This window comes from Pediococcus inopinatus (assembly GCF_002982135.1).
In the GTDB taxonomy this organism is placed as follows: Bacteria; Bacillota; Bacilli; order Lactobacillales; family Lactobacillaceae; genus Pediococcus; species Pediococcus inopinatus.
Genome location: NZ_CP019984.1, coordinates 14,929 through 39,286, shown reverse-complemented (window position 1 = coordinate 39,286; position 24,358 = coordinate 14,929). Strand labels below are relative to the sequence as shown.

General features: G+C 36.5%; 26 protein-coding genes and 1 pseudogene. 4 read left to right on the top strand and 23 right to left on the bottom strand.

Annotation, left to right across the window (positions count from 1 at the left end; translation table 11 throughout):
• Nucleotides 1–342: 342 nt before the first annotated feature.
• On the bottom strand, nucleotides 343–729 hold the full coding sequence (locus tag PI20285_RS11545) for a hypothetical protein (RefSeq protein WP_105782295.1): 387 nt from the start codon (nucleotides 727–729) through the stop codon (nucleotides 343–345).
• Between the two features lie 269 nt (nucleotides 730–998).
• A pseudogene (locus tag PI20285_RS11535) lies at nucleotides 999–1,582 on the bottom strand (site-specific integrase).
• Nucleotides 1,583–1,800: 218 nt separating this feature from the next.
• Here PI20285_RS11535 and PI20285_RS11975 point away from each other — a divergent pair.
• Nucleotides 1,801–1,938: a hypothetical protein gene (locus PI20285_RS11975; RefSeq protein ID WP_245080752.1), complete on the top strand. Its 138-nt coding sequence runs from the start codon at nucleotides 1,801–1,803 to the stop codon at nucleotides 1,936–1,938.
• The gene (locus PI20285_RS11525) at nucleotides 1,931–2,245 is read left to right on the top strand and encodes a Txe/YoeB family addiction module toxin (protein ID WP_057775029.1); all 315 of its coding nucleotides are present in this window, start codon (nucleotides 1,931–1,933) and stop codon (nucleotides 2,243–2,245) included. Before PI20285_RS11975 ends, PI20285_RS11525 begins: the two co-directional genes overlap by 8 nt.
• Nucleotides 2,246–2,856: 611 nt before the next feature.
• Here PI20285_RS11525 and PI20285_RS12030 read toward each other — a convergent pair.
• The 16 genes from PI20285_RS12030 to PI20285_RS11455 form a co-directional block, all read right to left on the bottom strand.
• Nucleotides 2,857–3,066, bottom strand: a complete 210-nt coding sequence (locus PI20285_RS12030; protein WP_483407033.1) for an Abi family protein — start codon at nucleotides 3,064–3,066, stop codon at nucleotides 2,857–2,859.
• 50 nt (nucleotides 3,067–3,116) lie between these two features.
• Nucleotides 3,117–3,593 (bottom strand): Abi family protein, encoded by a 477-nt coding sequence (locus PI20285_RS12025; protein WP_105782293.1) that lies wholly within the window; start codon nucleotides 3,591–3,593, stop codon nucleotides 3,117–3,119.
• Nucleotides 3,594–3,612: 19 nt separating this feature from the next.
• Nucleotides 3,613–4,365 (bottom strand): hypothetical protein, encoded by a 753-nt coding sequence (locus PI20285_RS11965; protein ID WP_245080751.1) that lies wholly within the window; start codon nucleotides 4,363–4,365, stop codon nucleotides 3,613–3,615.
• Between the two features lie 102 nt (nucleotides 4,366–4,467).
• Nucleotides 4,468–4,647, bottom strand: coding sequence for a hypothetical protein (locus tag PI20285_RS11960; protein ID WP_245080750.1), 180 nt, complete (start codon nucleotides 4,645–4,647; stop codon nucleotides 4,468–4,470).
• A 17-nt stretch (nucleotides 4,648–4,664) separates the two neighbouring features.
• Entirely contained in the window at nucleotides 4,665–4,964 is a 300-nt protein-coding gene (locus tag PI20285_RS11955) for a hypothetical protein (RefSeq protein ID WP_245080749.1), read from the bottom strand.
• Nucleotides 4,961–6,178 carry a DEAD/DEAH box helicase family protein gene (locus PI20285_RS11950; protein WP_245080747.1) on the bottom strand — a complete coding sequence of 406 codons (1,218 nt, stop codon included), beginning with the start codon at nucleotides 6,176–6,178 and terminating at the stop codon, nucleotides 4,961–4,963. Before PI20285_RS11950 ends, PI20285_RS11955 begins: the two co-directional genes overlap by 4 nt.
• On the bottom strand, nucleotides 6,132–8,129 hold the full coding sequence (locus PI20285_RS11505) for a site-specific DNA-methyltransferase (protein ID WP_105782292.1): 1,998 nt from the start codon (nucleotides 8,127–8,129) through the stop codon (nucleotides 6,132–6,134). The genes PI20285_RS11950 and PI20285_RS11505 overlap by 47 nt, the downstream gene beginning before the upstream one ends.
• Nucleotides 8,122–8,646 (bottom strand): helix-turn-helix domain-containing protein, encoded by a 525-nt coding sequence (locus PI20285_RS11500; RefSeq protein ID WP_057775018.1) that lies wholly within the window; start codon nucleotides 8,644–8,646, stop codon nucleotides 8,122–8,124. Before PI20285_RS11500 ends, PI20285_RS11505 begins: the two co-directional genes overlap by 8 nt.
• A complete protein-coding gene (locus tag PI20285_RS11495) occupies nucleotides 8,639–9,568 on the bottom strand; it encodes a replication initiation protein (protein WP_057775015.1) in 930 nt (309 codons plus the stop codon). The genes PI20285_RS11500 and PI20285_RS11495 overlap by 8 nt, the downstream gene beginning before the upstream one ends.
• Before the next feature lie 591 nt (nucleotides 9,569–10,159).
• Nucleotides 10,160–11,332, bottom strand: coding sequence for a relaxase/mobilization nuclease domain-containing protein (locus PI20285_RS11485; RefSeq protein ID WP_057775049.1), 1,173 nt, complete (start codon nucleotides 11,330–11,332; stop codon nucleotides 10,160–10,162).
• Nucleotides 11,314–11,649, bottom strand: a complete 336-nt coding sequence (locus tag PI20285_RS11480) for a MobC family plasmid mobilization relaxosome protein (RefSeq protein ID WP_105782296.1) — start codon at nucleotides 11,647–11,649, stop codon at nucleotides 11,314–11,316. Before PI20285_RS11480 ends, PI20285_RS11485 begins: the two co-directional genes overlap by 19 nt.
• A 591-nt stretch (nucleotides 11,650–12,240) precedes the next feature.
• Entirely contained in the window at nucleotides 12,241–12,576 is a 336-nt protein-coding gene (locus PI20285_RS11475; RefSeq protein WP_054397968.1) for a helix-turn-helix transcriptional regulator, read from the bottom strand.
• A 14-nt stretch (nucleotides 12,577–12,590) separates the two neighbouring features.
• Nucleotides 12,591–12,914 (bottom strand): type II toxin-antitoxin system RelE/ParE family toxin, encoded by a 324-nt coding sequence (locus tag PI20285_RS11470; protein ID WP_057775043.1) that lies wholly within the window; start codon nucleotides 12,912–12,914, stop codon nucleotides 12,591–12,593.
• Between the two features lie 72 nt (nucleotides 12,915–12,986).
• Complete coding sequence (locus PI20285_RS11465; protein WP_057775041.1) at nucleotides 12,987–13,220, bottom strand: hypothetical protein; 234 nt, start codon at nucleotides 13,218–13,220, stop codon at nucleotides 12,987–12,989.
• A 298-nt stretch (nucleotides 13,221–13,518) separates the two neighbouring features.
• Nucleotides 13,519–15,366 carry an ATP-binding protein gene (locus tag PI20285_RS11460; protein WP_057775038.1) on the bottom strand — a complete coding sequence of 616 codons (1,848 nt, stop codon included), beginning with the start codon at nucleotides 15,364–15,366 and terminating at the stop codon, nucleotides 13,519–13,521.
• Nucleotides 15,367–15,548: 182 nt separating this feature from the next.
• The gene (locus PI20285_RS11455; protein ID WP_057775035.1) at nucleotides 15,549–16,136 is read right to left on the bottom strand and encodes a site-specific integrase; all 588 of its coding nucleotides are present in this window, start codon (nucleotides 16,134–16,136) and stop codon (nucleotides 15,549–15,551) included.
• A gap of 94 nt (nucleotides 16,137–16,230) precedes the next feature.
• On the opposite strand from PI20285_RS11455, the gene PI20285_RS11450 reads away from it, so the two are divergent.
• Both PI20285_RS11450 and PI20285_RS11445 read left to right on the top strand, forming a co-directional pair.
• On the top strand, nucleotides 16,231–16,491 hold the full coding sequence (locus PI20285_RS11450; protein WP_057775032.1) for a type II toxin-antitoxin system Phd/YefM family antitoxin: 261 nt from the start codon (nucleotides 16,231–16,233) through the stop codon (nucleotides 16,489–16,491).
• Nucleotides 16,484–16,798 carry a Txe/YoeB family addiction module toxin gene (locus PI20285_RS11445; RefSeq protein WP_057775029.1) on the top strand — a complete coding sequence of 105 codons (315 nt, stop codon included), beginning with the start codon at nucleotides 16,484–16,486 and terminating at the stop codon, nucleotides 16,796–16,798. The genes PI20285_RS11450 and PI20285_RS11445 overlap by 8 nt, the downstream gene beginning before the upstream one ends.
• 271 nt (nucleotides 16,799–17,069) lie before the next feature.
• Here the strand turns inward: PI20285_RS11445 and PI20285_RS11440 are convergent, their stop codons facing one another.
• From PI20285_RS11440 to PI20285_RS11420, 5 genes are all read right to left on the bottom strand, one after another.
• The gene (locus PI20285_RS11440) at nucleotides 17,070–18,149 is read right to left on the bottom strand and encodes an Abi family protein (protein WP_057775026.1); all 1,080 of its coding nucleotides are present in this window, start codon (nucleotides 18,147–18,149) and stop codon (nucleotides 17,070–17,072) included.
• Between the two features lie 19 nt (nucleotides 18,150–18,168).
• On the bottom strand, nucleotides 18,169–20,781 hold the full coding sequence (locus PI20285_RS11435; RefSeq protein WP_057775024.1) for a DEAD/DEAH box helicase family protein: 2,613 nt from the start codon (nucleotides 20,779–20,781) through the stop codon (nucleotides 18,169–18,171).
• Nucleotides 20,781–22,733 carry a site-specific DNA-methyltransferase gene (locus PI20285_RS11430; protein ID WP_057775021.1) on the bottom strand — a complete coding sequence of 651 codons (1,953 nt, stop codon included), beginning with the start codon at nucleotides 22,731–22,733 and terminating at the stop codon, nucleotides 20,781–20,783. Before PI20285_RS11430 ends, PI20285_RS11435 begins: the two co-directional genes overlap by 1 nt.
• Nucleotides 22,734–22,796: 63 nt before the next feature.
• Complete coding sequence (locus PI20285_RS11425; RefSeq protein WP_245080757.1) at nucleotides 22,797–23,249, bottom strand: helix-turn-helix domain-containing protein; 453 nt, start codon at nucleotides 23,247–23,249, stop codon at nucleotides 22,797–22,799.
• A complete protein-coding gene (locus PI20285_RS11420) occupies nucleotides 23,242–24,171 on the bottom strand; it encodes a replication initiation protein (protein ID WP_057775015.1) in 930 nt (309 codons plus the stop codon). The genes PI20285_RS11425 and PI20285_RS11420 overlap by 8 nt, the downstream gene beginning before the upstream one ends.
• Nucleotides 24,172–24,358: the final 187 nt, after the last annotated feature.

Genomic DNA, 24,358 nt, shown 5'->3' with positions numbered 1-24,358 from the left:
CCAGATCAGGATCCATCTCATTTAGTTTCTCAAGAGTTTTATTAGCTTGTTTTATTGTTTCTGCTTTAATTGTGGATGTTATAGTATCTAGCTGTTCTTGTAACTTTCTTGAAGGGTTTTTTTAGTTATAGCTTTCAAGGGATTTTGAATTTCAGCATCTGAATCATTATTATCCCTGTCAGTTAAATAATTGGAAGAGTGGCAAACCTTTATTTATTGAACTCCATAGATCTTTACCCCCTCCTTGTCTATAGGGACTTTCACAGGAATGCTACTTTGGGCAGGGAGTTTTTTTTTATATATTATTGCTTGCGCATAAGTGTATTAGTAGTTTGAGGTATTTTATCCCATCGGTAAATGATTATCCTCTTTAATTTTATTAAATCTTTTCTTTAAAGCCGAATTTTTCAAAGTATGTATATCTTTTACCTCATCCAAATCTGGTAAAAACGCCATAATTTTTATTTTTTTGCTTGGTGAAGATATTTCTTGCACTATTTTAAGCTGCCCTTCGCTGTTAAGTAATCCCTCAGCTCCCAGAGAAGTTGGAACAGATTCTATTTTTATTTGAGAATCTTCAACATCAAACGTCCCCGACAATTCAACCTTTTTTGCACGATTACCATGTGAGTCTATATGTGCATCATCAGAATCAATATTTTTAAAACCGTTAAAAAAACACATCCATAGCGTCGAAGATAGAAGACTTTCCGGCATCATTTTTACCAACTAAGCAAGTGAAATTATCTATTTTTACTTCTTGTAATTCATTTCCGAAACCTCTAAAATTTTGATACCAAACTTAATAAGTTTCATAAATATCACGTCCCATTTTTTTGTTCTTATCAAATCTTAGCATAGTATATGTTAATGCTTGAGTGTTCGTTATTTATTTTGCTCATTTTATATACACATCAATGTGCATTTATAGGTGTAGGCACTTCTTGTTTTATTCAGCTTCTAGGTGAACAGTTTTTTGCTGGCATTGGCACACATAGTTATCCAAAATCAATTTGATCGAGCATGGTTTCTTGACTGGCTTGATCCAAGCCTAAGTAAGCTAGTGTCATGGCTTCACTAGAATGATTTAACAAGTGCATGACTAAGCCAATATTAAAATTTGATTGCGTATAGACGCGATAAGCATGTTTTGCACATCGTATGGGTACCTAGATAATTAATTCCTAACATCACCAACCTTGCTCATGATTTTGTAGAACTGTTTTTCCGTGATATGTCGATCAGGGTGCTGAATCGAAGAAAACAACCATTCTGAGGCCAGATGATTTTCTTGTAACCACCCTTGATAGGCTAATAAACCCGTTTGAACTGGTTTTAAGTAGAGCAAATTGGCTTTGCCCGTTTTTTTATCGTGGATAAACGCATTCTGACGCACGGTACCATTTTCATTGAAGACATCTGCCCAGCGGAGTCTCATAACATCGCTCACACGTAACAAGGTCGCTTTGCCCACTTGAAAAATGGTGTAGTTGCGTTGACCGGCTTTAAAACTATGAAGCAAGGTATCTTGAACTTCTTTAAGGACATTTGAATCTTTGATGGGTAGGACGATTTGTTGCATAAGTCATAATCTCCTTTGGCGATATAATAGTTTGCAATTGACGTACGTTATCATGTACGCCTATAATATTAGATAAGTTGAGGAGGGGAACCATATGGAAAAAATTATTAATCCAACTACAGCGCGAACCAATCTATTTTCACTTATAAAAGATGCTAATCGGGACTCCAAACCTGTTATTATTGCAGGATCCAATGACAGTCGTAGTGCCGTTTTGATTGGGAAAAAAAGACTACGACGCATTACAGGAAACCATGAACTTAATGATGAATGGTCAGATTCAAGCCACCTTCAGCCGTAAAGATGATGAATCAGTTGATCTAGATGAAATGATCAAAGAAATTGATCGTGAGTAATCGTTGGAAAGTAAAAATAAAATCATCAGCTAAGGGTGATTTAAAAAAAGTTTTAAGAAGCCCATTACGTCAATCCTTTGAAGAAATAAAAAGTGTATTAGAATCTAATCCATATAAACCAGTACAGTCATTTGAAAAGTTAACACCACCTGCAGCTGGGTACTATTCTCGAAGAATGAATGGTCAACATCGCGTCGTTTATACCATTGATAAAGCAACTAAAATAGTTGAAATATATTCATGTTGGGCCCATTATGAAAGTGGTAATCTTGAAATGAGCGGTAAACCTAATTCCCGAAAAAACTAGTGGCTTGGCATGCGTTATAAATTAAATATTAAAAACAAATAACCCCCAATATCTATATTATGGATATTAGGGGCTATTCTTTCAATGTTTTTGAGGGGGTATTTGTAATTTATAGACCTTGTATTAATGAATCTATCCAAAAATACCCATATAACTATAATTAAATAGTTACATGGGTATTTTATCGACGTCATTAACCAATTGATTAACGGCGAGTGCTCGTTAGGAGCCTTATTTAGTATGTATGTATAGTATATATATTAAATATCATTACGTCAAATTTTTTAATGCTCTGTAGCTGGGAGCATCTATCGCCTTTAGAATACGTTTATTATATATTTCACCTTGTTTCATATTTTTCATGTTGTGGTAAAACATTTTTTTGAATTGTTTTACCACTGTTTTCGTTGAATCAAAATGATGCAAAATTTTTAAGGAATCATAGAGGTATATTTTTGATGCATATGAAACACGTCGATTAGCACCAGTTGTTCCTCTTGACTTGGGATTCAATTCAAATCGATTTACAAAATCATTGGTAAATTTAATATAAGCAGGTGTTTGAAATCTTAATAAGAGGTTACCATGAGCAATATGATTCCTTAATTCTTTTAAAAATCTAAAACATTTAAAAATATTATTCTATCGTTGGCTGTTAATCCAAAATCATTTAAAACATTACTCATTTCATCATCTTTTAGATAATGACACAAATAGATTAGCGAACCAAACGGCAAAGTTTCAATGGCTACCCACAAAGGAACTGCCACCTGAGAGTCATACTGATAAGTCATAACATTGTTAGGAGCGGTATATTGAATATCTCTGTAGAAAGATTGATTAATATGATCGTTTTTTTGAACAAGACTTGTTAGGAACCACGGTTGAAAAAATAAAATTTATTTCTGGATTCGGTTGCCTTGAAAGTTTGTATAATTTTTGCATATTGTTCTGAATTAAGTGGGTATCCATCAAATTCAGCATCATCTCGATAATTATTTTTGTTAGTATATTGCATTGTATCATTGATATTCATGCAATACGACTGACTAAAATGATAAGATATAGAGCTCTTTAAACGTTCTTCAAAATCATCTAGGGCTCTCGATATTTCAGTTGCTATTTTTTTACTATCATAGTACAAACGCTCAAAATCAAAAATGGATACTTTATTAAATTTTTTAGGATGAACTGTAGTAAGAAATATATTTTCCAGGCCATTGACTACTTGAAAATAGTTTAAATTGGTCAATAATTGTAGTGCTTTTTTATTATCTGGGATATTGAGTAATCTACAATCTAGATTATCAATTAAATTTTGTCTGCTTTTAGATGGCTTTATGCCCATTGCAATGAACCTCCTTCATTTAGTCTGTAAATATTTCTATTTTCTTTCTTATTTGTCGTGAGTCACCTGACACGTAAAACCTGACACCATATAACTTAACTTTTTCATTTTCACCTATAACATCCACACTATCAGGAGAAATACTCGTTAGCAAGTCCTCTTTCCACTGATCTTGATCAAGTAATTGAGTGCCTTTAGGTTCAATATAAATCTGATAAATATAAGATTCATTAGCTAAATACAAGACAAAGTCCGGCAAGAAACCAGCATAGTGAGACACATTATCGGCAAATTCATGTAATTTCAGCTTAGTATTACGCTCATCACTACGAATGAGGTAAACATCTTTATACTTGTTTTGCAGTTCTTCAACATAGTCTTGGATCAGTTCAATTAAGCTACGTTCTAATTTGTCGACGATGGCTTCGTTATAGACAAACCACGGTGCCTTTTTATAGTCATAAGTTTGAATTGACTCATGAACACCAGCATTAGAATAGTTAACGGGAACACGCTTTTGATAGTCCTGAACGACTTCCTTAATTGGCAATCCAATAAATTTATTAGTCCCACGTTGACGCTTGTAGTTCATGATTAACATGCGTTGAATATACGCTAGATATTTTTCAACGACTAATAGCTGCGTTTCTCGACTAAGCACTGTATCTGCACCAGTTGATACCGTCGCTTGGATTTCTTTTAGCTGTCCTAGCCACTGCGCATCATACATAAACTCAGATATAGAATTTAGCGTCGGCATATATTTTTTCATGGTATTGAATCTGAAGAAAGGATTCCGTGCCATTGATTTTTTAACGAGTGCTCATCAATCTTTACCAGCCGTGTCTCATTCATACCTGCAACATTTTGTGTATCAAGGCCGTTGCTTCTGGGTTGAGGTAGTTCTGCAACAGGGACCCCATTTTGCCAAACCATTGTATTCACTTTCAGGAACATCTTCAACGTAATACAGCTTGCCATATTGATAGACATCATTTTTTACCGTCGTGGTTAAAATATCAAAGTCCTTATCATCTTCAACTTGTAGCTGCATTGTTTCAAAGGACTTCGTCAGATTATCAATATATTTTTATCGTTAATCGTGTGATAGTGTAAGGACTCTAATATCTGTAATTCTGGCGTATTATGGTCAAATCGTCGCGTGAAAGAGGTTGCATCCTCATAGACGAAGGGATTGTATCGCGCACCACGACCAATTAATTGCGCCTCACTATTAGTTTGTGTTGACGTAATAGGTTGCTCACCAATTCGGACAATATCATACAAATTTAAAACATCCCAACCTTCAGAAAGTTTGGCGACGGCAAAAATAGCTCTAAAGGGATTACTTGGTTCCTCTAAAGTATTCAATTACGTAAATCATTTAAGTCCCCTAAAATCCCATTGCTACTCGTATCATTAACATTAATTGTATTCAATGGTTGAAAATCACGTTGCAATTCACGTACCAAGCTCCCCATATCAACTGTTTGATAATAAGTATAGGCTTGGCGCAAAGTAGACGATTGCGTGGTTTGTAGTTGCTTTGCAATAAATTGCGCCAGATCTTCAGCAGTTAGCCGATCCATCATCGTCAAAAATTGATCACGAGCCGCTTTTGAAACAGCTATTTTATTGGATTTAAATAAAATAACCGGCTTAAAATCTTTCACACCCGCCTGAATCGCCATCCGCTTACGATATTGTGATAACAATCCCGCGTTTAGCATCTTTTCGTTATCATCAGCATTGGCTTGCAAACGAGCAATTTTTTTTGAATATCCTGCATTTTGGAACTCTTTTAAGTCATATTGAAAAATGATTTTATCACGATATTTTTCGTAAATAAACTCGTTATTTAAATCGATCGTGGCTGTAAATTCTAACTGACGATTTGCTTTATTAGCTTGTCGAATACGGTCTAAGACATACTCCCAAGCTTTATTTTTTTGATCTGCTTTGCTCTTAGTTCCAGCAGAAAAATGATGTGCTTCATCCGCTAGAATAATCAACTTCTGTTTCTCTAAATCGCCATAAGTTAAGCCATTTTCGCGTGGTGTATTTAACTCATTTGCTAAAGTTTGGATGGTTGTTAGCCGCAAGTAGATCACCCCTGGTTCACTATTTGTTGGAAAGCGGGTGACTTCTCGCAATTCAATCTGAATCCCATCAATACTTATTGGTTGTGAAAAGAGATACTTTGGTGATTGAACATTCATCATGTTTTCACGCGTTTTGGCAATCACCGCGTTTGTATTAACGACAAAAAGAAAATTTTGATAGCCAAATTCATGGTAAAAATACAATATATCGGCTGCCATCACATCAGTTTTTCCAGAACCAGTGGCCATATGGAATAACAATTGTTTGAAGCGACTGGCAACATGGTCATCTTTTTGCGTGTAATTCAGGTTGTATAGTGATTGCTTTTGATAATCACGTAGCTGATGTTTGAGGTTGTGCTTAATGTAGTCCGGATAAACAAAAGAATGTCTGGGTTCATCGTTTTTTAAAAAATCACTCGCATAGTCTTTAATCTCATGAACAATGGGTAAGACAAGTTCTCGTGCTTTCTTTTTGACCATTACAGATCACGCTCCCATAAAAGCTCTTATTAAAGGTAATATCACTCTCAGACATCAGCTCTTGTACATCACGATCTTCCATATCACTGTAAGCATAATACAACTGATTCTTATCAATGACCTTGACCATCAGCTGCTTTTTATCAGCCAATGACATCGTTTGATATTCAGGATCTTGCAGGACTTTTTCGACATCAACGCGGAAATCAAAATCAGCGCCGCCTTCAATCATGCGATGAACAACATCTTCTAATTGCTTTGTTGTTTCGGCCTGTTGGACATCTTTGAGATAACCTTGGTTCTTTTCCATTAATTCAGCATAGACAAATGATCCGCCACCTTGCCAATTAACGTCTTTAGAGATACCACCTTGTTCTCCCTCAAGCGCCTTATTTAATCGCTCCACGCCATCGGAAATATAATCAAGTTGCTCCACTCCAATAAATCGACGATTCATCTTCAAAGCTGCTGCTTGAGTTGTACCTGACCCCATGAAGAAGTCCATAACAATATCGTTTTCTTGCGTAACTGCTCTAATAAAGTAGGCAATCAAAGACTCTGGTTTTGAGAAACTAAAATCTAACCCAAGCGTACCAATATGTGATTTAGCATCTTCGTTACTTCCTACACCAAAAATTTTTGACAGATAAGGGCCATCCACGAATTTTTCAGGCGCCATAGTTGAACCTTCTGCCTTTTGATAACGAATTGAAAACTTATCACTTTTAATTATGAAGTCGCCACCTTTCGCAACCTCGTTGTTTAAGTTTTTCTGTCCCCATTTAAATGTACCTCGGAGCTTGATTTCGTTAGAATTTTTCCCATCTTCAACGATAATATCTGTCAAAGCCTCCAATGATTCATATTTACCTGCAGGATATATACCATCAGAAATCTTAAATCTAATTATTCCCGGCTTAAACGTTAGCGTTCCGACTGGATTTCCGGTATTTAGCAATGGTGCATCTCCATTTTCCGTTTTTTTACCAATCCATCGTACGGAACTATCTTTATTTTTCTCATAGGCATGTACATACTCAACGCTAGAACGACTCTTTTTTCCCAAAGAATCAGCATTATCTGTATTTCGCCAAATAAACGTTTGTACAAAATTAGACCTACCAAAAATGTTATCCATCAACAATTTCAAATGAGCCTGACCGTCTTCACCCATCGAAATAAAAATTACTCCACCATCAGTGAGTAGTTCATTTGCAATTTCCAATCTATTTTTCATGAAGATCAACCACGTAGAAAGTTTGAAATTCGAGTTATATTTAAAAGCATCCGCCGGCTTTGTTTCATCAAAATAATAAGGTGGGTCGAGATAAATCATCTTTACTTTACCAAGGTAGCGTTGTTTCAAACTATGCAGGGCAATCAGGTTATTTCCCTTGATAATCAAATTATTATCCTCAAAATTATCAACTGGTGCACCGTCTAAATTTTCTTGATCATACTTAGTAGCATTTACAAATATTTTAGGTTCTAATAATTGATCAATTTCAGCCTTAGCAATCGTTTCATGCAAAAAGGGTTCGTCAGCATCTTTTTGATCTTCTTTCGTCATACCAGCTTTTAAAACGGTATCTTTGAAGGGAAAATCTAACACAACATCAGCAGTCTCATCAATAAACTTACCGCCAGCAGTCAGGCCAATTTTATTTTCAAATTTTGTGTAGCTATCTTGCCAGTATTCTTTATATGTAAACATTTCAATAAATTGATTTAACTTAAAAATCTCTACACTTTTATCATCTATAACAACTGACTCAGTATAGGTATCATGAATTAGTTGATTGGCTAGTAATGCCTTCATCAATATAGGCGTATAAGCATCGAGGTCTTCTATTACTTTGTTGCGCTTTAGAGTGCCTTTATCTGAAAAGTATGTGTTACCAAATTCCTTCAAAATAGACTTTGTTGTCTCCATAATTTTTGAATCAATCATTTTTTGCCCTCGTTTTTTTAAATTGCCACCACTTTTTTTTATTTGGCTTTTGTGGCGATCCTTTTATATAGTCTGTTGTTTCTTTTGGAGAAGAATTCTCTTTTTTTATATCTTGTGGCGGCATATTTAATGCTTTTAAATCTTTGATCTCTGCCTTATATTCTTCTAAAATTTTTTTATCCTGTAATGCTAACCGTTGTTGCTGATCTAGAAGATTTTGTGTTTGTTTTTGAACTTCTAATAAAATTTTTATCTGTTCATCTTTTTCTTTTATGGAATCTATCACATCTAAGTAAACATCATAATCGACAAGTCTATTTGTCGATTCACTTGTCGATGACTTGTCATTATCAAAACCCATCAAATCCTTTATATTTTTGACATCTTGGGCGTTTAAAACGTATCTATTGCCTTCCTTATTTGGTGTTTTGCTTGCCGATAATTTGGCGATAATTTGTTGAATTCTTTGCTTTGAAACGCCCAATTCATCAGCAAGTTCTCTAATAGTTTTAGGCATGATTTCCAAACCCCTTTAGGAGTTCAGCAAGTGCTTCTTGTCTTGCTTGATCTCTTATTTTTTTATCGTGCTCGGCCTGTTTATCAGCCAATGCTTGTTTCTCAGTAGAGCCTAAAGTTAACCCCTTAACCTTGTCAATGGCGCGCCATTTTTCCTGCTCTGTTAATTCACCATTATGCTGAATATTAAAAAGCTTTTGACGCTCATCTTGTAATTGGCCTTGTGAGAAATCATTGGCATCTTTCTTTTCGGGTTTCCATGCAAAAGAATAGCCAATAACAGGCTTTCCTCGCCTTTTACCGTATTTCTTGCGGACAGTTAGCCCACGAAATAGGGGGGTAAGTTCTTCTTTGATTGGTTTTATTACTTTTTTGTTAATGTCGCCTTGCCGATAAGTTTTTGGAATATCAAGTAACTCATCAAAATCTGCTTTGGAAAAGTAGGCGTATCCAGTTGTCCGATAGCCTTTGAGTAATCGAAACATGGTTTTGGCATAGCTACTTTTTAGGTCGCGAAACTCGATAAGTGCATACCGCACCCAACTCTCTAGATTGTTCAGCAAGGGCAAAGCGTCTTTGTAGATTTCTACGTCAACGTACGGCTCGTCTACGTCACCGTTGATCTTAAATTTGGTAAACATGACAAATCTTTCGAACGACAACCCACTTTTGCTTTGGCTACCGAAACGCAAGTCCATCAAGTGGTCGTAGGTGCGTTTAATATCGTCGATAAAGCGCCGATTAGCTGTGGGTTTGTAATTACTTAACTCTTTTAGCTGGTCAAAGCTAAAGCGGACGGTTTGGTCACCCTTATCACGCATTCTAGACACAATTGAAAAAAATAAATTCATCTCAACAGGACTAAATTTACGCAGAGGAATTGTATTTAACTCCGGTTGATATTTAACTAGTTCGTTGCTCAAAAAACCACCTCCTAAATCAGAGGCTACCATATTAAGGCCGGAACCTCAAGACGAGACCCCATAAACAGACAATTGGACCCCCATAAACAGACAATTGGACCCCTATAAACAGACAATTGGACCCCCATAAACAGACAATTGGACCCCCAAACATTTGTGAAACGCTTGGGAGAGTAACGTGGAACATGCCCTTAAAAGAGGTTTTAAAAGAGGTTTTAAAAGAGGTTATATAAGAGGCGGGGGTCTCCGTGCCCCAAAACCAAAAAGGAGTGAGCGAAAATCACGCTCACATTTTGCTTGCAGCGTTCACTTCGTTCACTCGCTAAATTCAAAACCAAAAGACGTGGCTCAGAAGAAGCCTCGACTGACGCTCGGCGGACAGCCCCAGATAGTGCTAGGAGGACTTATTTTGCATTCTAAGCCATTTTAAAGATAATTTAATATAAATACACCTGTTAAGCAAAGAAATGCGTCAGAAGCCAAAATACAAGCCCTGAGAGCAAACCAGTCGGGATAACCGCGTACAAATAATTTTTAATTTCATACCAACTCATATTTTTATGTGTTCGATCAATTTCCGTAGATAAACGGTTAGCGACTTGGTCCATAGTCCCTTGAACGGTCTGGTTTAGGCTGTCGTTTAGGGTTTTCAACGTGTTGTTGTTGTCCTGTTGGACGCTGTTTATCTTTTGCAGTTCGGCGATTGTCCTTTGATTGACGGTCTTTGTCTGCTCGTTGAAGTGGTTTTGCGCGTCTTTTAGCGTCGCGACTAATTGTTCTTTGTTGGTCTCGTTGTTGCTGTTTAAATCGTTCAAGGTCTTCTGAAAGGCTTGATTGACGCGCTGACTGGCTTGTTCGATTTGTGTCAGCTGTTCGGTCAGTTCGATTTGTTGTTTGCTTTGTAGTTGAATTTGTGTGCCCTGATAGTTCCTGATTTCTTTCAGGGTCTGATTGAGTTCGGTTAAATCTGTTTGTATCTGGGGTTCTGGTATCTGTTTGGTTGTCTCTTGGGTCTCTGGTACGTCTTTCCAACTCATTGTAAATTGCCCCCTTTTCGTAAGCTGTGCCGAGTTTGTTACCACGTGCTTTATAATTCGTGCCTGTGAGCTGATAGGTAAGGTCTTTTCCCCGTTCCCATACATCTATCGCCTTTTGCTTTAAATCGTCTCTAAACGTCTGAAAATCGCGAATAAGGGGATTAGACATGGTGCTGTCAACGGCTTGTCTGATTTGGTCTTTCCAAGTGGGTTGCCCACGATCATGCATTTTAATTTCTGCCATAGAACGTTTTTCATAGCGTTCAGGGTCAACTTTCGTAACTTCAAGCCCATGTTTTTGCACGATTTCATCGGTATTATGGACTAATTTTTCGCGGTATTCTTGCCAGTTACCGTGCATTTTTTTCCCTGTTTCTAAGTCGATTGCCCCAATGACGGCATGAATGTGTAAAGCGTCCGTGTCGGCATGTTCGTATAAAGCGACTTGCTGATTAGGGTAGGTTTTTTGATACACTTCTTTGGCAATATCGAGCGCTTTTTGTTGGTCATCTTCGTTTGTCGGGTCAAATTCTTTGGGACTAAACGAGATACGGCTAGCATACGCCTGCGTCTTGCCTTGATTGCCATACACTTCACGGACTTGTTTGAATTGACTTTTTGCGTAGTCAACATCAAGGTTTAGTCCGTCTTTTAAGACCGCTCGTTTTTCGGCGTAATTGACAAGGCGTGACGCGCTGGCAGACCGTTTTATGTGAGTTGTTGCCATATGTGTGCCACCTCACTTTGCAATTCCTGCAATGCTTGGGCAGGAACATTGCCCCCTTGATTGGCGTGTTTGGCTAATTGATTGAGATTACCCCCAATTTTTGCTAATTGACGGGTTAATGCTTGGGCTTCTTTTGCGCCAATCTTAGGGGCAACGATCCGTGCCCCTTGTGCCTTCTTTTTGACAAAAGCAGGCACGGACATATTTAAAGTTTTCGCTGACTGCGAAAGCTTTAAATAGTCCTGCTCGCTCACTCTAAAATTGATTTGCCGACTGTCTTTCCGATTGGGTTGTTTATCGGATAGATAGCTAGCCATATTGTGTTGTTCGCTCACAAACCCCACCCCCTTTGTTTTGCCTTTCAGGCAAGTGAATTGATTGATTAAGCTCGTGAAACCCTAAGGGTTTCTACTCACATAATAAATTAATTCACGGGGTTTGGCAAGCAACCCGCATGCTAGCCACAAGACTACGTTTGTGGCAGCTGCGGTGCTTGCAAGGGGGACAGCTAACGCTCCCCCTTGACCCCCAAGTTCGCTGTGCAATGCCAAAATGGTTAGCCGATTGGCTAGCCACTTTTTGGCAAAGCTTCGCGTTTTTACTCAAAATTGCTATCGGAATTTGAGTAAAAAAGTCTTCCAGACAAGGGGCTGTCGGCCGAATGATTTTGCATCATGAGCATGCCTTCAGCAGGAGCCTTTCAGGCGGAGTTTTGCGCAAACGGCGCAAGCTAATTTAGCTTGATCAAAAAAGCAGCAGTTGATTAAATCAACTGCTGCTTAAATATCAATTTAATTGTGAGTTTAAAACCGATTTCAAGCTGGAAACTGTAAAAGTTTCCTTCATCAACTCACTGACAAGCCCCGTACCTAAGACTGCTTGCTTTACCACTATTCCAATGATTAATCTTATGCTGATACCCAATCATATCGTTTAAGGAATTTGTCTGATTGATGATTGGGTTCAGAATCTTTAGCATTTTCCTTAGCCTGATGCAATTTAAAGTTAGCATCTAAGTTAAGGAGTAATTGACTAGAAATACCCATAACAGTTTCGATTCTTAAAGCCAATAACTCATTGATGAATCGTTTGCGTTTAAGAATATCTGAAATGTTTTTTTGACTAACCCCTAAGCGAGCGGCTAGATCAGTTTGAGTAATTTGATAAAAGTCCATAGTTTCTTTAATGAGATCGGCAGCTGAACTGGTGTGATACTGCCGAATACTATTCTCGCGATGCAGCATACGTTTCAACTCCTTTAATGATAGTCTTCAATCTTTATAATTTGAACAGTTACAATTGCTGATCTTTCAACTGAAAGTTGATCGGCTTTATCGTAACCCTCAAAAACAATGCGGAAATTTTTGCTGACATCAACAGCAAATTTGCCTTCCAAATTGTTATGCAATCGGTGACAGCGTGGCGGTGGATCAGAAGAAATCTGCTTCAGAGTATCAGCAGCGTCAAACTCATCAAGCCGAGCTTGAATGCGTTTAGCCCGATCACGGCCAAAATTTTTAACTAGTAAACGGGGATCATTCAAGATTTTTGTGAGTTTGCGATTTTCAGCAAAATATTCCATACATTCTTCCACCTCAATAATCATTATACCTTTTTGGTATAATACAGTAAACAAATTTTATTACTGTATATTTTAATCGGCTGATGCAACTAAGGCTTTCATGCGGTTATCTTCAAACCAATAAGCGTTATCAACCGGTGTGCCCCCTAATTGATAAGCGTAAAGAATGGGCTGTTTTAAAGTCGCAAATGCTTCTGGCCGGATCAGTGTTGCAGATTGTTGATTATAATAAGTCGACGACGAACCAAAGAGAGCTTCGATGGTACCCCCAGGATCACCGGTAACATAAGAACAACTCTTAGCCACAGCGGGTTTCCTGGTACTAGCAACGCACCAAATCAATCCGGTATTAGTGACTGGCCGCCATGTTTAAGCTCAGAATAGCTAAAACACTTTGTCCGACCAAGATCTTTGTCAATGACTAAAACGGTATTTTGTCGGAATAAACAGAAAAAAATAAGCAATTAGAAAATAGGCAGTAAAGATAAGACTTACGTTTTTATTAAAAAATAAAGCGGTAAAACCGACAAACAGCCAAATAATTTTGGTGATAGGATTCCTTTCTATAACTTTAAAATTTTTGAAATATTATAAACTATAAGCCTTAATCGTTTTCATAGCAGGATTTTAATTCAGCTGCTAAATCTTTGAATTCTGAATTTATATTACTATCACTAGACCAATAACTAGCTAATTGACCATTGTCTGTTATTTCTTTAAATTTACTCCAAAGCGCCCCTTTAACAGGTTCTATATTTTTTTTATAGTCAGCTATATGATAATTTTCTTTAGATATTATGGTTAAAAGCTTATCCGGATCTGTATTATGTCTGCTTTTATTAATTGACGTAGCTTCATGTAAATAGGTTTCATAAGGAAAATAAAACTCAATGGGGCCTAATTTCCACACATGAGAACTTAATTTCTTTCCCAACTTTTCTAACTTACGTTCATATTCCTTTCCAGCCTTATCGTTATCAAAAATATAATACGTACATGGATTTATAGATTTTAATACATCTAGATCAAGCCAATGTTTTAAGGCCCCACCTCCAAAGGGAATTATAAGGAGATCATTTTGAGTAACAAAATCCGAACAATATTTAGATAAAAATAGTCTTAAAAATTTAACATCGTTGGGTCCTTCCACAAAAATAACCATTCTTAATTTACCTGGCATGCCCAAAATATTAGGGAAAATACCTAACTCATCAGAAATACGTAATAAACTTGGTGAGTTGTCTATTTTACTTATATAATTATTTTGTGTAACTTCTCTAATGTTATCCACATCAGTTAATCCAGCTAATTCAGGACTGTGTGTCGTGATTAAAACTTGTTGATTAGCCTGTTCCGCTATTTTTTTGAAAGATTCCATTAGTATTTTTTGGTGATCTATATGTTGAGCAGTTTCTGGTTCTTCAAAAGCATATATAATATTATTGCTATTGGATTCATCTTTTGCCTGTTCTGCTTCAGCTCGAAAAAAGTTTAAAAGGATTAATCTCCGGGTTCCACTCCCTCTTTTATTTAGAGGAATTTGATCGGTGTCTAACGAAAATTTAAAAATATTTTGCCATGATGGATCATCAAACGTAGGAGTTATTTGACTAGCCAGATCAGGATCCATCTCATTTAGTTTCTCAAGAGTTTTATTAGCTTGTTTTATTGTTTCTGCTTTAATTGTGGATGTTATAGTATCTAGCTGTTCTTGTAACTTTCCTTGAAGGGTTTTTTTAGTTATAGCTTTCAAGGGATTTTGAATTTCAGCATCTGAATCATTATTATCCCTGTCAGTCTTAAATAATTGGAAGAGTGGCAAACCTTTATTTATTGAACTCCATAGATCTTTACCCCCCTCCTTGTCTATAGGGACTTTCACAGGAATGCTACTTTGGGCAGGGAGTTTATTTTCATAGTAATTAATTATTGCTTTGCGCATAAGTGTATTAGTAGTTTGAGGTATTTTATCCCATCCGGTAATATGATTATCCTCTTTAATTTTATTAAATCTTTTCTTTAAAGCCGAATTTTTCAAAGTATGTATATCTTTTACCTCATCCAAATCTGGTAAAAACGCCATAATAAAAGTTTTTATTCCACTTTTGCTTGGTGAAGATATTTCTTGCACTATTTTAAGCTGCCCTTCGCTGTTAAGTAATCCCTCAGCTCCCAGAGAAGTTGGAACAGATTCTATTTTTATTTGAGAATCTTCAACATCAAACGTCCCCGACAATTCAACCTTTTTTGCACGATTACCATGTGAGTCTATATGTGCATCATCAGAATCAATATTTTTAAAACCGTTAAAAAACACATCCATAGCGTCGAAGATAGAAGACTTTCCGGCATCATTTTTACCAACTAAGCAAGTGAAATTATCTATTTTTACTTCTTGTAATTCATTTCCGAAACCTCTAAAATTTTTGATACCAAACTTAATAAGTTTCATAAATATCACGTCCCATTTTTTTGTTCTTATCAAATCTTAGCATAGTATATGTTAATGCTTGAGTGTTCGTTATTTATTTTGCTCATTTTATATACACATCAATGTGCATTTATAGGTGTAGGCACTTCTTGTTTTATTCAGCTTCTAGGTGAACAGTTTTTTGCTGGCATTGGCACACATAGTTATCCAAAATCAATTTGATCGAGCATGGTTTCTTGACTGGCTTGATCCAAGCCTAAGTAAGCTAGTGTCATGGCTTCACTAGAATGATTTAACAAGTGCATGACTAAGCCAATATTAAAATTTGATTGCGTATAGACGCGATAAGCACCTGTTTTGCACATCGTATGGGTACCTAGATAATTAATTCCTAACAGATCACCAACCTTGCTCATGATTTTGTAGAACTGTTTTTCCGTGATATGTCGATCAGGGTGCTGAATCGAAGAAAACAACCATTCTGAGGCCAGATGATTTTCTTGTAACCACCCTTGATAGGCTAATAAACCCGTTTGAACTGGTTTTAAGTAGAGCAAATTGGCTTTGCCCGTTTTTTTATCGTGGATAAACGCATTCTGACGCACGGTACCATTTTCATTGAAGACATCTGCCCAGCGGAGTCTCATAACATCGCTCACACGTAACAAGGTCGCTTTGCCCACTTGAAAAATGGTGTAGTTGCGTTGACCGGCTTTAAAACTATGAAGCAAGGTATCTTGAACTTCTTTAAGGACATTTGAATCTTTGATGGGTAGGACGATTTGTTGCATAAGTCATAATCTCCTTTGGCGATATAATAGTTTGCAATTGACGTACGTTATCATGTACGCCTATAATATTAGATAAGTTGAGGAGGGGAACCATATGGAAAAAATTATTAATCCAACTACAGCGCGAACCAATCTATTTTCACTTATAAAAGATGCTAATCGGGACTCCAAACCTGTTATTATTGCAGGATCCAATGACAGTCGTAGTGCCGTTTTGATTGGGAAAAAAGACTACGACGCATTACAGGAAACCATGAACTTAATGATGAATGGTCAGATTCAAGCCACCTTCAGCCGTAAAGATGATGAATCAGTTGATCTAGATGAAATGATCAAAGAAATTGATCGTGAGTAATCGTTGGAAAGTAAAAATAAAATCATCAGCTAAGGGTGATTTAAAAAAAGTTTTAAGAAGCCCATTACGTCAATCCTTTGAAGAAATAAAAAGTGTATTAGAATCTAATCCATATAAACCAGTACAGTCATTTGAAAAGTTAACACCACCTGCAGCTGGGTACTATTCTCGAAGAATGAATGGTCAACATCGCGTCGTTTATACCATTGATAAAGCAACTAAAATAGTTGAAATATATTCATGTTGGGCCCATTATGAAAGTGGTAATCTTGAAATGAGCGGTAAACCTAATTCCCGAAAAAACTAGTGGCTTGGCATGCGTTATAAATTAAATATTAAAAACAAATAACCCCCAATATCTATATTATGGATATTAGGGGCTATTCTTTCAATGTTTTTGAGGGGGTATTTGTAATTTATAGACCCTTGTATTAATGAATCTATCCAAAAATACCCATATAACTATAATTAAATAGTTACATGGGTATTTTATCGACGTCATTAACCAATTGATTAACGGCGAGTGCTCGTTAGGAGCCTTATTTAGTATGTATGTATAGTATATATATTAAATATCATTACGTCAAATTTTTTAATGCTCTGTAGCTGGGAGCATCTATCGCCTTTAGAATACGTTTATTATATATTTCACCTTGTTTCATATTTTTCATGTTGTGGTAAAACATTTTTTTGAATTGTTTTACCACTGTTTTCGTTGAATCAAAATGATGCAAAATTTTTAAGGAATCATAGAGGTATATTTTTGATGCATATGAAACACGTCGATTAGCACCAGTTGTTCCTCTTGACTTGGGATTCAATTCAAATCGATTTACAAAATCATTGGTAAATTTAATATAAGCAGGTGTTTGAAATCTTAATAAGAGGTTACCATGAGCAATATGATTCCTTAATTCTTTTAAAACATCTAAAACATTTAAAAATATTATTCTATCGTTGGCTGTTAATCCAAAATCATTTAAAACATTACTCATTTCATCATCTTTTAGATAATGACACAAATAGATTAGCGAACCAAACGGCAAAGTTTCAATGGCTACCCACAAAGGAACTGCCACCTGAGAGTCATACTGATAAGTCATAACATTGTTAGGAGCGGTATATTGAATATCTCTGTAGAAAGATTGATTAATATGATCGTTTTTTTGAACAAGACTTGTTAGGAACCACGGTTGAAAAAATAAAAATTTATTTCTGGATTCGGTTGCCTTGAAAGTTTGTATAATTTTTGCATATTGTTCTGAATTAAGTGGGTATCCATCAAATTCAGCATCATCTCGATAATTATTTTTGTTAGTATATTGCATTGTATCATTGATATTCATGCAATACGACTGACTAAAATGATAAGATATAGAGCTCTTTAAACGTTCTTCAAAATCATCTAGGGCTCTCGATATTTCAGTTGCTATTTTTTTACTATCATAGTACAAACGCTCAAAATCAAAAATGGATACTTTATTAAATTTTTTAGGATGAACTGTAGTAAGAAATATATTTTCCAGGCCATTGACTACTTGAAAATAGTTTAAATTGGTCAATAATTGTAGTGCTTTTTTATTATCTGGGATATTGAGTAATCTACAATCTAGATTATCAATTAAATTTTGTCTGCTTTTAGATGGCTTTATGCCCATTGCAATGAACCTCCTTCATTTAGTCTGTAAATATTTCTATTTTCTTTCTTATTTGTCGTGAGTCACCTGACACGTAAAACCTGACACCATATAACTTAACTTTTTCATTTTCACCTATAACATCCACACTATCAGGAGAAATACTCGTTAGCAAGTCCTCTTTCCACTGATCTTGATCAAGTAATTGAGTGCCTTTAGGTTCAATATAAATCTGATAAATATAAGATTCATTAGCTAAATACAAGACAAAGTCCGGCAAGAAACCAGCATAGTGAGACACATTATCGGCAAATTCATGTAATTTCAGCTTAGTATTACGCTCATCACTACGAATGAGGTAAACATCTTTATACTTGTTTTGCAGTTCTTCAACATAGTCTTGGATCAGTTCAATTAAGCTACGTTCTAATTTGTCGACGATGGCTTCGTTATAGACAAACCACGGTGCCTTTTTATAGTCATAAGTTTGAATTGACTCATGAACACCAGCATTAGAATAGTTAACGGGAACACGCTTTTGATAGTCCTGAACGACTTCCTTAATTGGCAATCCAATAAATTTATTAGTCCCACGTTGACGCTTGTAGTTCATGATTAACATGCGTTGAATATACGCTAGATATTTTTCAACGACTAATAGCTGCGTTTCTCGACTAAGCACTGTATCTGCACCAGTTGATACCGTCGCTTGGATTTCTTTTAGCTGTCCTAGCCACTGCGCATCATACATAAACTCAGATATAGAATTTAGCGTCGGCATATATTTTTTCATGGTATTGAATCTGAAGAAAGGATTCCGTGCCATTGATTTTTTAACGAGTGCCTCATCAATCTTTACCAGCCGTGTCTCATTCATACCTGCAACATTTTGTGTATCAAAGGCCGTTGCTTCTAGGGTTGCTGTCTCAATGTTAACGGTAGGTAGTTCTGCAACAGGGACCCCATATTTTGCCAAACCATTGTATTCACTTTCAGGAACATCTTCAACGTCATTGTAATACAGCTTGCCATATTGATAGACATCAGATTTCTTAAATGACTTTTTAACCGTCGTGGTTAAAATATCAAAGTCCTTATCATCTTCAACTTGTAGCTGCATTGTTTCAAAGGACTTCGTCAGATTATCAATATATTTTTTATCGTTAATCGTGTGATAGTGTAAGGACTCTAATATCTGTAATTCTGGCGTATTATGGTCAAATCGTCGCGTGAAAGAGGTTGCATCCTCATAGACGAAGGGATTGTATCGCGCACCACGACCAATTAATTGCGCCTCACTATTAGTTTGTGTTGACGTAATAGGTTGCTCACCAATTCGGACAATATCATACAAATTTAAAACATCCCAACCTTCAGAAAGTTTGGCGACGGCAAAAATAGCTCTAAAGGGATTACTTGGTTCCTCTAAAGTATTCAAATTACGTAAATCATTTAAGTCCCCTAAAATCCCATTGCTACTCGTATCATTAACATTAATTGTATTCAATGGTTGAAAATCACGTTGCAATTCACGTACCAAGCTCCCCATATCAACTGTTTGATAATAAGTATAGGCTTGGCGCAAAGTAGACGATTGCGTGGTTTGTAGTTGCTTTGCAATAAATTGCGCCAGATCTTCAGCAGTTAGCCGATCCATCATCGTCAAAAATTGATCACGAGCCGCTTTTGAAACAGCTATTTTATTGGATTTAAATAAAATAACCGGCTTAAAATCTTTCACACCCGCCTGAATCGCCATCCGCTTACGATATTGTGATAACAATCCCGCGTTTAGCATCTTTTCGTTATCATCAGCATTGGCTTGCAAACGAGCAATTTTTTTTGAATATCCTGCATTTTGGAACTCTTTTAAGTCATATTGAAAAATGATTTTATCACGATATTTTTCGTAAATAAACTCGTTATTTAAATCGATCGTGGCTGTAAATTCTAACTGACGATTTGCTTTATTAGCTTGTCGAATACGGTCTAAGACATACTCCCAAGCTTTATTTTTTTGATCTGCTTTGCTCTTAGTTCCAGCAGAAAAATGATGTGCTTCATCCGCTAGAATAATCAACTTCTGTTTCTCTAAATCGCCATAAGTTAAGCCATTTTCGCGTGGTGTATTTAACTCATTTGCTAAAGTTTGGATGGTTGTTAGCCGCAAGTAGATCACCCCTGGTTCACTATTTGTTGGAAAGCGGGTGACTTCTCGCAATTCAATCTGAATCCCATCAATACTTATTGGTTGTGAAAAGAGATACTTTGGTGATTGAACATTCATCATGTTTTCACGCGTTTTGGCAATCACCGCGTTTGTATTAACGACAAAAAGAAAATTTTGATAGCCAAATTCATGGTAAAAATACAATATATCGGCTGCCATCACATCAGTTTTTCCAGAACCAGTGGCCATATGGAATAACAATTGTTTGAAGCGACTGGCAACATGGTCATCTTTTTGCGTGTAATTCAGGTTGTATAGTGATTGCTTTTGATAATCACGTAGCTGATGTTTGAGGTTGTGCTTAATGTAGTCCGGATAAACAAAAGAATGTCTGGGTTCATCGTTTTTTAAAAAATCACTCGCATAGTCTTTAATCTCATGAACAATGGGTAAGACAAGTTCTCGTGCTTTCTTTTTGACCATTACAGATCACGCTCCCCATAAAAGCTCTTATTAAAGGTAATATCACTCTCAGACATCAGCTCTTGTACATCACGATCTTCCATATCACTGTAAGCATAATACAACTGATTCTTATCAATGACCTTGACCATCAGCTGCTTTTTATCAGCCAATGACATCGTTTGATATTCAGGATCTTGCAGGACTTTTTCGACATCAACGCGGAAATCAAAATCAGCGCCGCCTTCAATCATGCGATGAACAACATCTTCTAATTGCTTTGTTGTTTCGGCCTGTTGGACATCTTTGAGATAACCTTGGTTCTTTTCCATTAATTCAGCATAGACAAATGATCCGCCACCTTGCCAATTAACGTCTTTAGAGATACCACCTTGTTCTCCCTCAAGCGCCTTATTTAATCGCTCCACGCCATCGGAAATATAATCAAGTTGCTCCACTCCAATAAATCGACGATTCATCTTCAAAGCTGCTGCTTGAGTTGTACCTGACCCCATGAAGAAGTCCATAACAATATCGTTTTCTTGCGTAACTGCTCTAATAAAGTAGGCAATCAAAGACTCTGGTTTTGAGAAACTAAAATCTAACCCAAGCGTACCAATATGTGATTTAGCATCTTCGTTACTTCCTACACCAAAAATTTTTGACAGATAAGGGCCATCCACGAATTTTTCAGGCGCCATAGTTGAACCTTCTGCCTTTTGATAACGAATTGAAAACTTATCACTTTTAATTATGAAGTCGCCACCTTTCGCAACCTCGTTGTTTAAGTTTTTCTGTCCCCATTTAAATGTACCTCGGAGCTTGATTTCGTTAGAATTTTTCCCATCTTCAACGATAATATCTGTCAAAGCCTCCAATGATTCATATTTACCTGCAGGATATATACCATCAGAAATCTTAAATCTAATTATTCCCGGCTTAAACGTTAGCGTTCCGACTGGATTTCCGGTATTTAGCAATGGTGCATCTCCATTTTCCGTTTTTTTACCAATCCATCGTACGGAACTATCTTTATTTTTCTCATAGGCATGTACATACTCAACGCTAGAACGACTCTTTTTTCCCAAAGAATCAGCATTATCTGTATTTCGCCAAATAAACGTTTGTACAAAATTAGACCTACCAAAAATGTTATCCATCAACAATTTCAAATGAGCCTGACCGTCTTCACCCATCGAAATAAAAATTACTCCACCATCAGTGAGTAGTTCATTTGCAATTTCCAATCTATTTTTCATGAAGATCAACCACGTAGAAAGTTTGAAATTCGAGTTATATTTAAAAGCATCCGCCGGCTTTGTTTCATCAAAATAATAAGGTGGGTCGAGATAAATCATCTTTACTTTACCAAGGTAGCGTTGTTTCAAACTATGCAGGGCAATCAGGTTATTTCCCTTGATAATCAAATTATTATCCTCAAAATTATCAACTGGTGCACCGTCTAAATTTTCTTGATCATACTTAGTAGCATTTACAAATATTTTAGGTTCTAATAATTGATCAATTTCAGCCTTAGCAATCGTTTCATGCAAAAAGGGTTCGTCAGCATCTTTTTGATCTTCTTTCGTCATACCAGCTTTTAAAACGGTATCTTTGAAGGGAAAATCTAACACAACATCAGCAGTCTCATCAATAAACTTACCGCCAGCAGTCAGGCCAATTTTATTTTCAAATTTTGTGTAGCTATCTTGCCAGTATTCTTTATATGTAAACATTTCAATAAATTGATTTAACTTAAAAATCTCTACACTTTTATCATCTATAACAACTGACTCAGTATAGGTATCATGAATTAGTTGATTGGCTAGTAATGCCTTCATCAATATAGGCGTATAAGCATCGAGGTCTTCTATTACTTTGTTGCGCTTTAGAGTGCCTTTATCTGAAAAGTATGTGTTACCAAATTCCTTCAAAATAGACTTTGTTGTCTCCATAATTTTTGAATCAATCATTTTTTGCCCTCGTTTTTTTAAATTGCCACCACTTTTTTTTATTTGGCTTTTGTGGCGATCCTTTTATATAGTCTGTTGTTTCTTTTGGAGAAGAATTCTCTTTTTTATATCTTGTGGCGGCATATTTAATGCTTTTAAATCTTTGATCTCTGCCTTATATTCTTCTAAAATTTTTTTATCCTGTAATGCTAACCGTTGTTGCTGATCTAGAAGATTTTGTGTTTGTTTTTGAACTTCTAATAAAATTTTTATCTGTTCATCTTTTTCTTTTATGGAATCTATCACATCTAAGTAAACATCATAATCGACAAGTCTATTTGTCGATTCACTTGTCGATGACTTGTCATTATCAAAACCCATCAAATCCTTTATATTTTTGACATCTTGGGCGTTTAAAACGTATCTATTGCCTTCCTTATTTGGTGTTTTGCTTGCCGATAATTTGGCGATAATTTGTTGAATTCTTTGCTTTGAAACGCCCAATTCATCAGCAAGTTCTCTAATAGTTTTAGGCATGATTTCCAAACCCCTTTAGGAGTTCAGCAAGTGCTTCTTGTCTTGCTTGATCTCTTATTTTTTTATCGTGCTCGGCCTGTTTATCAGCCAATGCTTGTTTCTCAGTAGAGCCTAAAGTTAACCCCTTAACCTTGTCAATGGCGCGCCATTTTTCCTGCTCTGTTAATTCACCATTATGCTGAATATTAAAAAGCTTTTGACGCTCATCTTGTAATTGGCCTTGTGAGAAATCATTGGCATCTTTCTTTTCGGGTTTCCATGCAAAAGAATAGCCAATAACAGGCTTTCCTCGCCTTTTACCGTATTTCTTGCGGACAGTTAGCCCACGAAATAGGGGGGTAAGTTCTTCTTTGATTGGTTTTATTACTTTTTTGTTAATGTCGCCTTGCCGATAAGTTTTTGGAATATCAAGTAACTCATCAAAATCTGCTTTGGAAAAGTAGGCGTATCCAGTTGTCCGATAGCCTTTGAGTAATCGAAACATGGTTTTGGCATAGCTACTTTTTAGGTCGCGAAACTCGATAAGTGCATACCGCACCCAACTCTCTAGATTGTTCAGCAAGGGCAAAGCGTCTTTGTAGATTTCTACGTCAACGTACGGCTCGTCTACGTCACCGTTGATCTTAAATTTGGTAAACATGACAAATCTTTCGAACGACAACCCACTTTTGCTTTGGCTACCGAAACGCAAGTCCATCAAGTGGTCGTAGGTGCGTTTAATATCGTCGATAAAGCGCCGATTAGCTGTGGGTTTGTAATTACTTAACTCTTTTAGCTGGTCAAAGCTAAAGCGGACGGTTTGGTCACCCTTATCACGCATTCTAGACACAATTGAAAAAAATAAATTCATCTCAACAGGACTAAATTTACGCAGAGGAATTGTATTTAACTCCGGTTGATATTTAACTAGTTCGTTGCTCAAAAAACCACCTCCTAAATCAGAGGCTACCATATTAAGGCCGGAACCTCAAGACGAGACCCCATAAACAGACAATTGGACCCCCATAAACAGACAATTGGACCCCTATAAACAGACAATTGGACCCCCATAAACAGACAATTGGACCCCCAAACATTTGTGAAACGCTTGGGAGAGTAACGTGGAACAT